Source organism: Bradyrhizobium sp. CCBAU 45321, assembly GCF_028128975.1.
Lineage (GTDB): Bacteria > Pseudomonadota > Alphaproteobacteria > Rhizobiales > Xanthobacteraceae > Bradyrhizobium > Bradyrhizobium yuanmingense.
On sequence record NZ_LFKZ01000002.1, the window covers coordinates 152,887 to 166,283 of the forward strand.

General features: G+C 65.1%; 12 protein-coding genes. 9 read left to right on the plus strand and 3 right to left on the minus strand.

Annotation, left to right across the window (positions count from 1 at the left end):
• Window positions 1-23 precede the first annotated feature (23 nt).
• Together ACM43_RS00750 and ACM43_RS00755 are read left to right on the plus strand one after the other, a co-directional pair.
• The gene (locus ACM43_RS00750; protein ID WP_198400047.1) at window positions 24-1,937 is read left to right on the plus strand and encodes an SDR family NAD(P)-dependent oxidoreductase; all 1,914 of its coding nucleotides are present in this window, start codon (window positions 24-26) and stop codon (window positions 1,935-1,937) included.
• A 35-nt stretch (window positions 1,938-1,972) separates the two neighbouring features.
• Window positions 1,973-2,920, plus strand: a complete 948-nt coding sequence (locus tag ACM43_RS00755; RefSeq protein ID WP_271537411.1) for an NAD-dependent epimerase/dehydratase family protein — start codon at window positions 1,973-1,975, stop codon at window positions 2,918-2,920.
• Here the strand turns inward: ACM43_RS00755 and ACM43_RS00760 are convergent.
• Entirely contained in the window at window positions 2,908-3,927 is a 1,020-nt protein-coding gene (locus ACM43_RS00760; RefSeq protein ID WP_271537413.1) for an MraY family glycosyltransferase, read from the minus strand. The genes ACM43_RS00755 and ACM43_RS00760 overlap by 13 nt on opposite strands.
• Window positions 3,924-4,883, minus strand: coding sequence for a lysylphosphatidylglycerol synthase transmembrane domain-containing protein (locus tag ACM43_RS00765; RefSeq protein ID WP_157287992.1), 960 nt, complete (start codon window positions 4,881-4,883; stop codon window positions 3,924-3,926). Before ACM43_RS00765 ends, ACM43_RS00760 begins: the two co-directional genes overlap by 4 nt.
• Window positions 4,884-5,108: 225 nt before the next feature.
• On the opposite strand from ACM43_RS00765, the gene ACM43_RS00770 reads away from it, so the two are divergent.
• The 6 genes from ACM43_RS00770 to ACM43_RS00795 all read left to right on the plus strand — a co-directional run bounded on the left by ACM43_RS00770 (window position 5,109) and on the right by ACM43_RS00795 (window position 12,311).
• A complete protein-coding gene (locus ACM43_RS00770) occupies window positions 5,109-6,098 on the plus strand; it encodes an SDR family NAD(P)-dependent oxidoreductase (protein WP_271537419.1) in 990 nt (329 codons plus the stop codon).
• A 7-nt stretch (window positions 6,099-6,105) separates the two neighbouring features.
• Window positions 6,106-7,518 carry a mannose-1-phosphate guanylyltransferase/mannose-6-phosphate isomerase gene (locus tag ACM43_RS00775; protein WP_036044558.1) on the plus strand — a complete coding sequence of 471 codons (1,413 nt, stop codon included), beginning with the start codon at window positions 6,106-6,108 and terminating at the stop codon, window positions 7,516-7,518.
• A gap of 182 nt (window positions 7,519-7,700) precedes the next feature.
• Window positions 7,701-8,705 carry a Gfo/Idh/MocA family protein gene (locus ACM43_RS00780; RefSeq protein WP_157280863.1) on the plus strand — a complete coding sequence of 335 codons (1,005 nt, stop codon included), beginning with the start codon at window positions 7,701-7,703 and terminating at the stop codon, window positions 8,703-8,705.
• 50 nt (window positions 8,706-8,755) lie between these two features.
• Window positions 8,756-9,907 carry a DegT/DnrJ/EryC1/StrS family aminotransferase gene (locus ACM43_RS00785; protein WP_198399622.1) on the plus strand — a complete coding sequence of 384 codons (1,152 nt, stop codon included), beginning with the start codon at window positions 8,756-8,758 and terminating at the stop codon, window positions 9,905-9,907.
• A gap of 225 nt (window positions 9,908-10,132) precedes the next feature.
• A complete protein-coding gene (gene murJ / locus ACM43_RS00790; RefSeq protein WP_271537423.1) occupies window positions 10,133-11,659 on the plus strand; it encodes a murein biosynthesis integral membrane protein MurJ in 1,527 nt (508 codons plus the stop codon).
• A gap of 256 nt (window positions 11,660-11,915) precedes the next feature.
• Window positions 11,916-12,311: a DUF1127 domain-containing protein gene (locus ACM43_RS00795; protein WP_271537424.1), complete on the plus strand. Its 396-nt coding sequence runs from the start codon at window positions 11,916-11,918 to the stop codon at window positions 12,309-12,311.
• A 14-nt stretch (window positions 12,312-12,325) separates the two neighbouring features.
• Here the strand turns inward: ACM43_RS00795 and ACM43_RS00800 are convergent, their stop codons facing one another.
• On the minus strand, window positions 12,326-12,790 hold the full coding sequence (locus tag ACM43_RS00800; protein ID WP_271537426.1) for a hypothetical protein: 465 nt from the start codon (window positions 12,788-12,790) through the stop codon (window positions 12,326-12,328).
• Window positions 12,791-13,058: 268 nt separating this feature from the next.
• On the opposite strand from ACM43_RS00800, the gene ACM43_RS00805 reads away from it, so the two are divergent.
• Window positions 13,059-13,340 carry a hypothetical protein gene (locus tag ACM43_RS00805; RefSeq protein WP_271537428.1) on the plus strand — a complete coding sequence of 94 codons (282 nt, stop codon included), beginning with the start codon at window positions 13,059-13,061 and terminating at the stop codon, window positions 13,338-13,340.
• The last annotated feature ends 57 nt before the right edge of the window (window positions 13,341-13,397 follow it).

Sequence of the window (13,397 nt, forward strand, 5' to 3'; positions counted from 1 at the left end):
ACTGGGTTTTCATCGGTCGGCGGATGACGCGACTTTCGCATCTCACCTCGCGCAATTTCCTGATCGCGCTCCACGACCTGCTGGCGACCACGGCGGCGCTTTTTGCCGCCTTCTATCTGCGATTCGAGGGTGGCGACGATTTCTACGCTCGATTGCCGCTGCTGTTCCAGATCCTGCCCTACTTCCTCGCCTTCAGCGTGGTCGTGTTCTTCCTCTGCAATCTGACCACGACGAAATGGCGTTTCATCTCGCTGCCTGACGCGCTGAACATCATTCGCGCGGCGACCGTGCTCACGGTTGCGCTGCTCGTGCTCGACTACATCCTCGTTGCCCCCAACGTTCGCGGCGCCTTCTTTCTCGGCAAGGTGACGATTGTCCTCTACTGGTTTCTCGAGATCTTCTTCCTCAGCGCGCTGCGCATGGCGTACCGCTACTTCCGCTATACGCGGGTGCGGCGTCACGCGAGGGGCGGGGAGGCCGCGCCGACGCTGCTGATCGGCCGCGCCGCGGATGCCGAAGTGCTGCTGCGCGGCATCGAGAGCGGAGCGATCAAGCGCATCTGGCCGATCGGCGTCTTGTCACCATCGCCTGCCGATCGGGGCCAGCTCATTCGCAACGTGCCGGTGCTGGGCGGCATCGACGACGTCGAGGATGTGATCTCGGATTTCGCCAAGCGCGACAAGCCCATCGCGCGCCTCATCATGACACCATCGGCTTTCGAGCCGGAGTCGCATCCGGAATCGATCCTGATGCGGGCGCGCAAACTGGGTGTGATCGTGAGCCGGATGCCCTCGCTGGAGAGCGGCGATACGCCAAGGCTCACGGCGGTTGCGGTCGAGGACCTCCTGCTGCGTCCGAGCGAGAAGATCGACTATGCGCGCCTGGAGGCCTTGATCAGGAGCAAGGCCGTGATCGTCACCGGCGGCGGCGGCTCGATCGGATCCGAGATCTGCGAGCGTGTGGTCGCCTTCGGCGCGGCACGTCTCTTGATCGTGGAAAATTCCGAGCCGGCTCTCTACGCGGTCACCGAGGCGCTGGCCGCGCGTGGTGCCACCGCACAGATCGAAGGCCGGATTGCCGACATTCGCGACCGCGAGCGCGTCATGCGCCTGATGGCCGAGTTCAAGCCCGACATCGTCTTCCATGCCGCGGCGCTCAAGCACGTGCCGATCCTCGAGCGCGATTGGAGTGAGGGCGTCAAAACCAACATCTTCGGTTCCATCAACGTCGCGGACGCCGCCGTTGCCGCCGGCGCCGAGGCGATGGTGATGATCTCTACCGACAAGGCAATCGAGCCGGTGTCGATGCTCGGCCTCACCAAGCGCTTTGCCGAAATGTACTGCCAGGCGCTCGATCGCGACCTCGCAGCCGGAGCGAACGGCAGCAAGCCGCCGATGCGGCTGATCTCGGTCCGGTTTGGCAACGTGCTGGCCTCGAATGGGTCGGTGGTGCCGAAGTTCAAGGCCCAGATCGAGGCCGGCGGGCCGGTGACGGTAACTCACCCCGACATGGTCCGTTACTTCATGACCATCCGCGAGGCCTGCGATCTCGTCATCACCGCGGCGACGCATGCGCTTGGGACGCAGCGTCCAGACGTCTCGGTCTACGTGCTCAACATGGGCCAGCCGGTGAAGATCGTCGATCTCGCCGAGCGCATGATCCGCCTGTCCGGGCTGCAGCCGGGCTACGACATCGAAATCGTGTTCACCGGCATGCGGCCGGGCGAGCGCCTGCACGAGATCCTGTTTGCCTCGGAGGAGCCGACCCGCGAGATCGGCGTGCCCGGCATCATGGCCGCGCAGCCGAACGAGCCGCCGATGCAGACGCTGCGCAAATGGAATGCGGCGCTTGAGCAGGCGATCGCGCGCGACGATCGCGCCACCATTAGGACCATCCTGAAGGATGCCGTGCCGGAATTTGGATCCACGGCGGCCTGACCATTGTTGCGCAATCCAGCGCTCGGGGAGCGACGATGAGCGAACGTAAGCCAGTCGTGCTGGTAACGGGAGCGAGCGGCTTCATCGGCCGTCATCTCGGGCAGGCGCTGGCGTGCGAGGGATGGTCGGTCCGCCCCGTGGTCCGCAAGCGTCAGGGCATCGACGGCGAGGTCGTGATCGATTCGATCGGCCCCGACACCGATTGGCGGGCCGCGCTCGAGGGGGTGGAGGCGGTCGTCCACCTTGCCGCGCGCGTGCATCACAGGCGCGAGGAGCATGCAGCCCAGCTCTACCAGGACGTCAACACCGCCGGCACCGTGCACCTGGCGCGCGCTGCGGCGAAGGCGGGCGTGCGCCATTTCATCTTCATCAGCACCGTGCTGGTGCATGGCCGCAGCAACGAGGGCAGGGTCCCGTTCAGCGAGACCGACGTCCCGACGCCGCGCGGCCTCTACGGTACGTCCAAGGCCGCGGCCGAGGCGGGCCTGAGGACGCTCGCGCGCGACAGCGACATGAAGTTCTCTGTGATCAGGCCGCCCATGGTCTATGGCGCAAGAGCCAAAGGAAGTTTCGCCCTGTTGACGCGCGCGATGAACCTTGGGGTGCCGTTGCCGTTCGCCGCGATCCGCAATCGCCGCGCCCTCCTTGCCGTGCAGAACCTGTCGTCCTTCATCCTGCACCGGCTCGCTCATCCAGATGCGGCCGGCCATTTCGAGATATTCCTGCTCGCCGACAGCGAGCAGTTCTCGACGCCCGAATTCATCGCGCGTCTGGCGAAGGCGTCCGGCAAGCGCCCGCGACTGTTCGGCGTGCCGCCGGGCCTGCTCAGCGCGCTTTTCCGAATGATCGGCCGGCAGGACATGCATGATAGCCTGATCGGCTCGCTCGAGCTCGACGTCTCCAAGGCGCTCGCGACGGGCTGGCGGCCGGAGGTTTCGCTCGACGAGGGGCTGCGGCTCGCCGTGTCGGCTCAGGACGCCTGAGGGCGGGAGAAGCGGCGCAGCAGGAGGGCGACCGCGATCGCGCCGGCGATCAGCGCGGGCAGCGTGACGGCCACCGTCGCGGCGCGAACGGCGAGGATCGCCAGCCCTGCGAGCACGAGGTTAAGCAGGAAGACTTCGCCGCTCACCCGGGACACCGAGAAACCGTTGTCGGTCGCGCGCTGATAGAAATGCGAACGGTGCGCCGACCAGAACGGCTCGCGGCGCGCGATGCGCCGAAACAGTGTGATGGTGGCATCGGCGAGGTAGTAGGCCGGCAGCAGCAGCGCCGCAGCCGCTTGTCCATGCCAGGCGAGCTCAAGCAGGCACCAGCCGAGCAGGAGGCCGATCGGCAGGCTGCCGACATCGCCCAGGAAGACTTTTGCGACAGGACGGTTGAACGGCGCGAAGCCGAGCATGGCGCCGCACAGCGCGGTGGCGATCAGCACGGCCGGCCATGGGAGATCCCCGAGCATTCCCAGCAGCAGCAGCGCAGCGGTGACCGGAACGACTTCCGCCACCGTCATCAGGTCGAGCCCGTCCATGAAGTTGACGAGGTTCACGAACCAGACGCCGGCAAGGACGATGAGGCCGCGCTCCAGCGCGAGCGGCAGCGCCGGCAGGATGCGCGCGGTGTCGGGGGCGGTGAACACCACGGCGCCGACGCAGGCGGCCTGCAGCACCAGGCGCACCAGCACGGGCAGCGACACGATGTCGTCGACGAAGCCGACCAGCGCGATCACGATTGTCGCAGCGACCAGCGCCGGCGGGATCGCGACATTGGCGGAGATCCCCCACAGCGAGGCAACGATCAGCGTCGCGGCGATCACCGCGATGCCGGCGCCCTGCGGGGTCGGGACGCGATGGGAGGACCGCGCGTTCGGCCGCGCCAGCGCGTAGCGCTGCAGCAGGGGGCGGCTGGTCCAGGTCACCAGCGCCGAGATCAGCGCGGCGGCCGCAACGGCAAGCAGCAGGACCGCGCCGGCGAGCGCATCGGCAGCCGAATTCACTCCGGCACTCCGATCGCGGCCGACCCTTGCGCGGCTTTCTCGGCGCTGAGGATCCAGACCAGGCCGCCGACCGCCCCGACCAGGAAGAACACGGCGCCGAACAGCAGCGAGACGTTGACGCCCTCGTTGGCGGAAAGTCCCGCGAAGCCGAACGCAAGGCTCATCGTGGCCTCACGCACGCCCCAGCCGGCGATCGAGATCGGCATCATCGTGATCAGCATCACCGGCGGCACGAGCAGAAAGACATCGCTGAAGCGAACCGGCGCCCCAATCGACTGCACGACGCACCAGGCGATGACGACGGCGAGCACGTGAACGAGGATCGACAGGATCGCGACGATGGCGCCGCTTGTGCCGCCGAAGATCACGCGGTTGGCGATGACGGCGCAGGCGTGGATGTGATGCGTTGCCCACCAGGTCTTCAGCCAGCGCCATTTCAGCGCGCCGAAGATCAGGAAGCCGAGGCCGCCGGCGAGCGCCAGGAGGTCGATGAGCAGCAGCGCCGAGCGACCGTGCGGATCGGTGATGAGGGTGTAGCTCCAGGGCAGGCTGGCGACGATCAAGATCGCGAGCGCGATCAGGCCAATGGCGCGGTCGACAAAGATCGAGTAGGTCGCCGTGCGCCAGCCGGCGCCGGCGCGGGCGACCAGCCACAGGCGCACCGCATCGCCGCCGATCGCCGACGGCAGCGTCTGGTTGAAGAACGAGCCGATCACGTTGTATCGCATGGCGCGGCCGAGCTCGAGCGGCGCGCCGCAGGCGGCGCTGATCTCGCGCCAGCGCAGCACGCCGACGAAGATCTGCAGGAACGTGACCGCGATCGCCACACCGAGCCAGAACAGGCTGGTCAGGGTGAATCGGGAAAACAGCTCGGACAGGTCGACCTTGCGCAGCGCCAGATAGAGCAGCGCCGCGGAAATCAGGATCTTGGCCGTCGACAACAGGATTCGGCGCATCTCGTCCGCATGAACAGGGTTTGCTAAGATTGGAGGCAACCCGACGCGAGGCGCCGAATTCGGCCGCTTTGGTATGGTTTTGGCGCCGATCTTGCAATAGCTCTCGTCGAGGAGCCGTCGTTAAGGACGCCATGAGGAGACCGCGTGAAGGAGCGGGGAGCCTATTGCGACCCCGTCGAGGTGGCGGCTAGACAGGATCGGGCGAGGGATCACCCAGGGAACAGGATGACGGATCAGGCGATTTTGGTCACGGGTGCGGCCGGCTTCATCGGCTTCCACGTCGCCCGGCAGCTCCTGGGCGAAGGTCGCGCCGTCGTCGGGCTCGACAATCTCAACAGCTATTACGATCCGGCGCTGAAGAAAGCGCGCCTTGCTCTGCTCCGGGATCAGCCGCGCTTTTCGTTCGTCGAGGCCGATCTCGCCGACCGCAAGACCATGGCGGCGCTGTTCGCGCAACATCGTTTTGCCAAAGTCGTGCATCTGGCCGCGCAGGCCGGCGTGCGCTACTCGATCGAGCAGCCGCAGACCTACGCCGATTCCAATCTCGTCGGCTTTCTCAACGTGCTGGAGGGCTGCCGCAACAATGGCTGCGGTCATCTGGTCTACGCCTCGTCATCCTCCGTTTACGGCGCCAACACAAAACTGCCATTTGCGGTTGCGGACCGCACCGACCATCCGGTCAGCTTCTACGCCGCGACCAAGAAGGCGAACGAGGTGATGGCGCAGTCCTACAGCCATCTCTATCGCCTACCGGTCACGGGGCTGCGGTTCTTCACCATCTACGGGCCATGGGGCCGCCCCGACATGGCCATGTTTCTGTTCGCGAGCGCCATCATGGCCGGCAAGCCGATCCGGCTCTTCAACCATGGCAAAATGCGCCGCGATTTCACCTATATCGACGATGTGACGCGCGTCGTGTCCAAGCTGATCGATCTCGTGCCTGCGGACGATCCGGCTGCCGCAAATGCGCCGTCAAAGCTCTACAATGTCGGCAATCATCATCCGGAGGAACTGATGCACGTCGTCGGTCTTCTGGAGCGGGAGCTGGGCCGGACGGCGATCAAAGAATTGCTGCCGATGCAGCCGGGAGATGTGCTGGAAACGTTCGCGGATGTCGAGGATCTCTCGCGCGACACCGGCTTTGCACCGTCAACGCCGATCGAGCATGGGGTTCATAACTTCGTCACCTGGTATCGGGACCATTTCAAGGTTTGAGATCACGATGGACAAACGCATAATCCCCCTGATCATGTGCGGCGGTGCCGGCACGCGGCTGTGGCCCGCCTCGCGCGAGGTTCGGCCCAAGCAGTTCCTGCCGCTGTTCGGCACGCGCTCGACGTTCCAGGACACGCTGCTGCGCGTGTCCGATCCCTCTTTGTTCGACCGGCCGATCGTCATCACCAACGCCTCCTACCGCTTCATGGTGCTGGAGCAGCTCGCCGAGATCGGCATCGAGGCCGACGTGATCCTCGAGCCGATGCGGCGCGATTCCGGCCCTGCGATCGCCGCCGGCGCGGTATTCGCGCAGAACCGCGCCAGCGAGGCGATCGTGCTCGCGCTCGCCGCCGATCACGTCGTGCAGGATAATGCCGCCTTCGTCGCCGCCTGTCGCGAGGGCCTCACCGCCGCGAATGCCGGGCGCATCGTCACCTTCGGCGTCAAGCCGGAGCGGCCGGCGACCGAATATGGCTACATCAATCCGGGCGAGGTGATCGCGGGCGAGGTGCAGGCGGTTGCGCGCTTCGTCGAGAAGCCGGATGCGGTGAAGGCCTCCGACTACGTCAATTCGGGCTATCTCTGGAACAGCGGCAACTTCATGTTTCCGGCGAGCGTGCTGCTCGACGAATATCGCAGGGTCGATGCGGCGAGCGTCGAGGCCGTCACCAATGCGGTCAACAATGCCGGCCGCGATCTCGGCTTCGTCACGCTGGAGCCCGAGGCGTTCGGCGCGGCCAAGGCGATCTCGATCGACTATGCGGTGATGGAGAAGACCTCGCGCGCGGCGGTCGTGCCGGTGTCGTGCGGCTGGTCCGACGTCGGCTCCTGGCATGCGGTATGGGAGCTGTCGGAGAAGGACGCGCAAGGGAATGCCGCGCACGGCACCGCCGTGTTCGAGGATTCCCGCAACTGCAACGTCACCACGGACTCCGCGTTGGTCGCGCTCGAAGGCGTCGACGATCTCGTCGTGGTCGCGACCGCGGACGCGGTGCTGGTCTCGCGGCAGAAGGATGCCAACGGGCTGAAGCGCCTGGTGACGAAATTGAAATCGGTCGCGCCGAAGGTCACCGAGGAGCATCTCAAGGTGCACCGGCCCTGGGGCAGCTATCAATCCGTCGACAATGGCGAGCGCCACCAGGTCAAGCGCATCGTGGTGAAGCCGGGCGGGCGGCTGTCGCTGCAGAAGCACCATCATCGTGCCGAGCACTGGATCGTGGTCCGCGGCACGGCGCAGGTGACCGTCAACGAGACGGTGAAGACGGTGCACGAGAACGAGTCGATCTACATCCCGATGGGCGCCGTCCACCGGATGGAGAATCCCGGCAAGATCCAGCTGGAGCTGATCGAGGTCCAGACTGGAAGCTATCTGGGGGAAGACGACATCATCCGGATTGAAGACGACTATCAAAGGTCGTAACCAGCAAACTCCGAATCACGCGACCCGGGCCAAGAAGCGGTATCATTTTCGGCCTAAGGCCCGGGGAACGTGTAACTTTTTGAATCAAATCGTGTCCGGCCCGTCAGGGCGGCATTCGCCACAAATGTGGCGTCCGTGCTAGAAGCGGCCCGGGGATTTGCGTTGAATCGGGGTTTGCTCAGATGACTTCCAAAGGGTCTGCACCGGCAAAGGCCGGCTTGCGCGTCGGTGTCATTGGCGCCGGCGTGATGGGCAGCAACCATGCGCGCGTGCTGAGCGGCCTGCCCGGCGTCAGCCTCGTCGGCGTCGTCGATCCCTCGCCGGCGCATCGCGCGCGGGCAACCGAACTCGCCAATTGCGAAAGCTTCGAGACGCTCGACCAACTGCTCAGCGCCGGTGTCGATGCCGTCACCATCGCAGCGCCGACCCATCTGCATCACGAGATCGCGCTCGCCTGCATCGCCAAGAACATCCACGTGCTGGTCGAGAAGCCGATCGCATCCACGGTGGCAGAGGGCCGCGAGATCGTCGCCGCCGCGCATAAGGCCGGCGTCACGCTGATGATCGGCCATGTCGAGCGCTTCAATCCGGCGGTCGCCGCGGTCAAGCAGGCGATCGCGGGCGAGGACATTCTCTCCATCGCGATCACCCGCGTCGGCCCGTTCCCGCCGCGCATGTCCAATGTCGGCGTCGTCATCGACCTTGCCGTGCACGACATCGATTTGATCCGCTGGTTCACCGAATCCGACATCGTCGAGGTGCAGCCGCAATTGTCGAGCGCGGTCGCCGAGCGCGAGGACATCGCGCTCTTGCAGTTCCGCACCGAGAGCGGCGTGCTCGCCCACATCAACACCAACTGGCTGACGCCGTTCAAGGCGCGCAGCGTCACGGTCGCAACGCGCGGCAAATACGTGATGGGCGATCTCTTGACGCGCCAGGTCACCGAATGCTTCGGCTTCAAGCCGGACGGCAGCTACTCGATGCGGCATCTGCCGGTCGGCCATGACGAGCCGCTCCGCGCCGAGCTGATCGCATTCCTCAAGGCGGTGCGCAACGGCGAGACGCCGGCGGTGACGGGCGACGAGGGCGTCGCCAGCCTCGAGATCGCCACGCAATGCCTGGAGACGCCCTCGCGTCCTGCGGCGACGTCACCCGCGCGCAAGGCGCCGCGCCGCGTCGCCGGCTGATCCCGTCCATGTCGACCGCTCAAACGTCACAAGGCGCCAAGAATCAGGTCATGAACCAGCACTTACGTTCCGAACCCATTCCCTTCATCGACGTCGCGTCGCAGCGCCGCCGGCTCGGCGCCTCGCTCGATGCGGCCGTGAAGCGCGTGATGGACCATTGCCAATTCGTCAACGGCCCCGAAGTCTTCGAGCTCGAGAAGCAGCTTGCGGCCTACTCAGGCGCCAAGCACGTGATCGGCTGCGCCAGCGGCACCGACGCCATCCTGATGGTGATGATGGCCAGGAATGTCGGGCCCGGCGATGCCGTGCTGTGTCCGTCCTTCACCTTCATCGCGACGGCCTCGCCGGTGGCGCGGACCGGCGCGACGCCTGTCTATGTCGACGTCGACGAGACAACCTTCAACATGAGCCCGGAATCGCTCAAGCGCGGCATCGCCACCGCTCGCAAGGCCGGCCTCAAGCCCGTCGCGGTGATTCCGGTCGATTTGTTCGGCCAGCCCGCCGATCACGACGCCATCGCCGAGATCGCCAGGGCCGAAGGCCTGTTCGTGCTCGACGACGCCGCGCAAGGCTTTGGCGCGAGCTACAAGGGGCGCAAGCTCGGCACGCTTGGGCACGCGACCGCGACCAGCTTCTTCCCGGCAAAGCCGCTCGGCTGCTTCGGCGACGGCGGAGCGATCTTCACCGATGACGACGAGCTCGCCGCCACCTTGCGCAGCATCCGCGTGCACGGGCAGGGCGTCGACAAATACGACAACGTCCGCCTCGGCCTCACCGGCCGGCTCGACACCATGCAGGCCGCGGTCCTGATCGAGAAGCTGAAGATTTTTGACGATGAGATCGCCGCCCGCAACAAGGTCGCGGAGCGCTATGCGCGCGGCCTGTCCAATGTCGTCACCGTGCCGCGCCTCGCGCCCGGCAATACCTCGGTCTGGGCGCAGTACACGATCCGCCTGCCTGAAGGTACCGACCGCGACGGTTTCGCTGCCGCGCTAAAAGCCCAGGGCGTGCCGACCGCGATCTATTACGGCAAGTCGATGCACCAGCAGACCGCCTACAAACAGTACCCGGTCGCCGAGGGCGGATTGCCGGGTTGCGAGAGCCTGTCGCAGGACGTCATCAGCCTGCCGATGCATGCCTATTTGACCGAGGCCGACCAGGAGCGAATCATCGCCGCTGTCCGCGGCGCACTGGCGGGGTGAGTTCTTCACCTCTCCCGCTTGCGGGAGAGGTCGGATCGCATCGCAGATGCGATCCGGGTGAGGGGGTTACGGCCCCACGGAATGCTGCGGCCCCTCACCCGGATTGCTGCGCAATCCGGCCTCTCCCCGCCGGGGAGAGGTGGACACACCGAGCGAGCCTCTTTTTTGATCCCACCATCGTTCAAAGCCTTATCGGCTGCCCGATAAGCCTCTAGAAGAGTCCGCATGCTCGGACGCATCTTCACGGTCGGTGGCTACACGCTGCTCTCGCGGCTGACGGGGTTTGCCCGCGACATCATGCTCGCGGCGATCCTGGGCGCCGGTCCGGTGGCCGATGCCTTTTTCGTGGCGCTGCGGCTGCCCAACCATTTCCGCGCGATCTTCGCCGAGGGCGCCTTCAACGCCGCCTGGGTGCCGGCCTATGCCCATGTCCATGGCGAGAAGGGGGAGGCGGCGGCAAAGCTATTCGCCGATCGCATCTTCACGCTGCTTTTGGCCTCGCAGGTGATGCTGCTGATCGCGGCCTGGCTGTTCATGCCGCAGGCCATGAGCATCTTGGCGCCAGGCTTCGGTGAGGATGCCGAGCAGCGCAAGCTCGCGATCGAGCTGACCCGGATCACCTTTCCCTATCTGCTCTTGATCACGCTGGTGACGCTCTACGGCGGCATGCTCAACGTGATGCAGCGCTTTGCCAGCGCCGCGGCCGCCTCGATCTTCCTCAACGTCGCCATGATGATGACGCTGGCGGTTGCCGTCTGGTTTCCGACCGCGGGCCATGCCGCGGCCTGGGGCGTGCTGATCTCCGGCTTCCTGCAATATTTCCTGCTCGCAGGCGATCTCGCCCGCCATGGCGGCCTGCCGCGCTTTGCGCCCTTGAAGCTTGATGAGGACGTCCGTGGTTTCTTCAAGGCACTGGGGCCGGCGACATTGGGCTCGATGGGAACGCAGGTCGCGCTGTTCGCCGACACCATCATCGCGACCTTCCTGCCCGCCGGCGCGCTGTCGGCGCTCTATTACGCCGACCGGCTCAACCAGCTCCCGATCGGCGTCATCGGCATCGCCATCGGCACCGTGCTGCTGCCGGAGATGTCGCGGCGGATCACTGCAAACGACCACGATGGCGCGCTGAGGGCGCAGCGCCGCGCCTTCGATTTCACGCTGCTGTTCTCGATCCCGTTCGTCGCGGCCTTCCTCACCGTGCCCGATGCGATCATGCGCGCGCTGTTCGCGCGCGGTGCGTTCTCCAAGGCCGATGCAGCGGCCGCCGGTGCGACTCTCGCGGCCTATGCCATTGGCCTCATCCCGTTCGTGCTGATCCGCAGCGCGGTTGCGACCTTCTATGCCCGCAAGGACACCGCAACGCCAGTGCGGGCGTCGCTGACTGGTATCGCGGTCAATGTCGCGCTGAAGGTCGCCTTAATGGGATCGCTGGCCCAGATCGGCCTCGCTCTGGCCACCGCCGTCGGCGTCTGGACCAATCTGCTCCTCGTGCTGTACTTCGCCGTGCGGCGCGGCTTTCTCGTGCTCGATCGCGGCTGGCTGTTGTCGCTCGCCAAATTTCTGCTGGCCGGATTGATCCTCGCCGCCGCGTTCTGGCTGATTGCGCACTTCAGCAGCCCTTGGCTGGGCGCGATGCACTTCCGGGATGAATTGATGCTGATCCTGCTCGCCGTCGGCGGCACGATCGTCTACGCGCTCGCGATCCTCGTGTTGTTCGGACGCAAGTGGCTGGTCTCGCTGGTGCGCGGCTAGTAAGCACGGCGTTCGCCTCCAGGCTGCAACCGGTACTCCCACATCTCTTGATTTTGCGCGGTTGCCGTGATATCAGCGCGTCATGATCAAATCGTCGCGCAAAGTCTCCCGCAATCACATCACCCGCTTCGGCTGGGCGGTGGGAGGAGTCGTGCGCTAGGATTTCGACGACATCTTTTCCACCAGGCCCCGCCGGCATCGGACGGGGCCTTTTGTTTGGCCACGCTCCCTGCCGGCTCAACAGCAGGAGCGTCCGATGCCACCACAACTGACGAACATTTCATCCGAGGCCGAGCACGATGCGGCGGTGCTTCGCCTCGACCAATCCATTGCGCTCGCGAAGCAGGCCATGGACGAGGTTCTGGCGGCAGCGGCTCGTCTCAACGTGTCCGTTGCAACGCCGGGCCAAGCCTTGTCGGGGAGAGAAGCTGCCGCAGCCGCGCCGGCGCAAAGCCTCCTGGGCCTGCTCAAGCGATATTGGTCTGCTCTTGGGAAGTGGCGCCTGCACCCGCGGGGCAGTTTGCTGGATCTGAGCGACAGGGAGCTGATGGACATCGGCCTGACGCGCGCGGAGATCAACTATCTCGCACCTGGGCGGGAGATCGATGCGCTCAGAGATAGTGCGAGGTATCTGTTGAGCCGCGGAATGTGAGTGATCGACGATCCTCACGCCGGCATATGACCCGCCGCGCGCGGGTTGAACTCGGCAAGGTCTGGCTCAATCCAGCCGTGCCGCGCCTCCCGCGAGAACAGCGCGTCGCGGCTCCAGAAACGTAAGAGTACGTCCTTTTCGATTGCCGGGGACGCCAGCACCGCGTTGCAGGCGGCGACAATGTCGTGGCGGCCGACCTCCGCAAGAATTGCTTCGATGATCATCAAGAAGGCCAGCGTAATCGTGTGGTGGTAGCCACGCACATCGTCGTTCACGCCGCCAGCGGCAACATTGTAGGCGCGGATCATCTCGGGGAGCTCGACCCGCCAGTCCCGAGTCGGATCAGTGGCGAGCAAGTAGCTCGTCACGATCAGATGTTCACGATGGCTGAAACGTGCCCCCGGAAGTGTACGCGCGAGAAAGCCCTCGCTCAGTTCGGAGACTTCTGCAGCATCCGTGCAGCTACATCTGTTGCTCATGGCGGCGTCCTATGTTACCTTGGTACCAAGGTAACATTCTGGTGCGGGAAAGGCAAATTGGGAATCGGTCGAACGGCCGCCCAGGCTCTGCCTGTGTGGCAACAGCCGTTTCGCGGTCAGAGCGCCGACCCCCGCAGGCGTCCGGACGAATGCAGGATTCACCTGATCTCTGAGGGACGCGAGTTGCAGGGCTGGAGACCGATGCCCGAGCAAGTCCGGCAATGGCATGATGCGATTAAACCCCGCCTTCCGATCAAGGTCACACATCATGAGTTCAGAAAGCCACAAGCATTCAGTCCAACGCGTACAGACGGGAGTTCGGATCGAGAAGCGCATTCTCAAGGTCGCGAAGGGCCTCGCCGAATACCTGGATATGAGCCTCGGTGATTTGCTGGAGGGCGTTCTCCTGCATTCGTTCGAAGGCAAGACTCCGTTTGAGCCTGCGACGCTGCAACGCATTTCGACGCTGAAGGATTTGTACGGGCTGACGCTCACGGCCTCCGATGCTCATCAGCTGTTTGAAGCTCGGGGTGAGCAAGAGAACAGCTAAGTGTGAGCGCTTGGCTCTCGCCGTCAGCGTCACACATCACGCTGGGACCTGCCGAGC

Coding starts and splice junctions, on each gene's coding strand:
- ACM43_RS00750 (WP_198400047.1), top strand. CDS start 24: ATGACGCGACTTTCGCATCTCACCTCGCGCAATTTCCTGATCGCGCTC.
- ACM43_RS00775 (WP_036044558.1), top strand. CDS start 6,106: ATGGACAAACGCATAATCCCCCTGATCATGTGCGGCGGTGCCGGCACG.
- ACM43_RS00770 (WP_271537419.1), top strand. CDS start 5,109: ATGACGGATCAGGCGATTTTGGTCACGGGTGCGGCCGGCTTCATCGGC.
- ACM43_RS00755 (WP_271537411.1), top strand. CDS start 1,973: ATGAGCGAACGTAAGCCAGTCGTGCTGGTAACGGGAGCGAGCGGCTTC.
- ACM43_RS00795 (WP_271537424.1), top strand. CDS start 11,916: ATGCCACCACAACTGACGAACATTTCATCCGAGGCCGAGCACGATGCG.
- ACM43_RS00805 (WP_271537428.1), top strand. CDS start 13,059: ATGAGTTCAGAAAGCCACAAGCATTCAGTCCAACGCGTACAGACGGGA.
- ACM43_RS00765 (WP_157287992.1), bottom strand. CDS start 4,883: ATGCGCCGAATCCTGTTGTCGACGGCCAAGATCCTGATTTCCGCGGCG.
- ACM43_RS00800 (WP_271537426.1), bottom strand. CDS start 12,790: ATGAGCAACAGATGTAGCTGCACGGATGCTGCAGAAGTCTCCGAACTG.
- murJ (WP_271537423.1), top strand. CDS start 10,133: ATGCTCGGACGCATCTTCACGGTCGGTGGCTACACGCTGCTCTCGCGG.
- ACM43_RS00780 (WP_157280863.1), top strand. CDS start 7,701: ATGACTTCCAAAGGGTCTGCACCGGCAAAGGCCGGCTTGCGCGTCGGT.
- ACM43_RS00785 (WP_198399622.1), top strand. CDS start 8,756: ATGAACCAGCACTTACGTTCCGAACCCATTCCCTTCATCGACGTCGCG.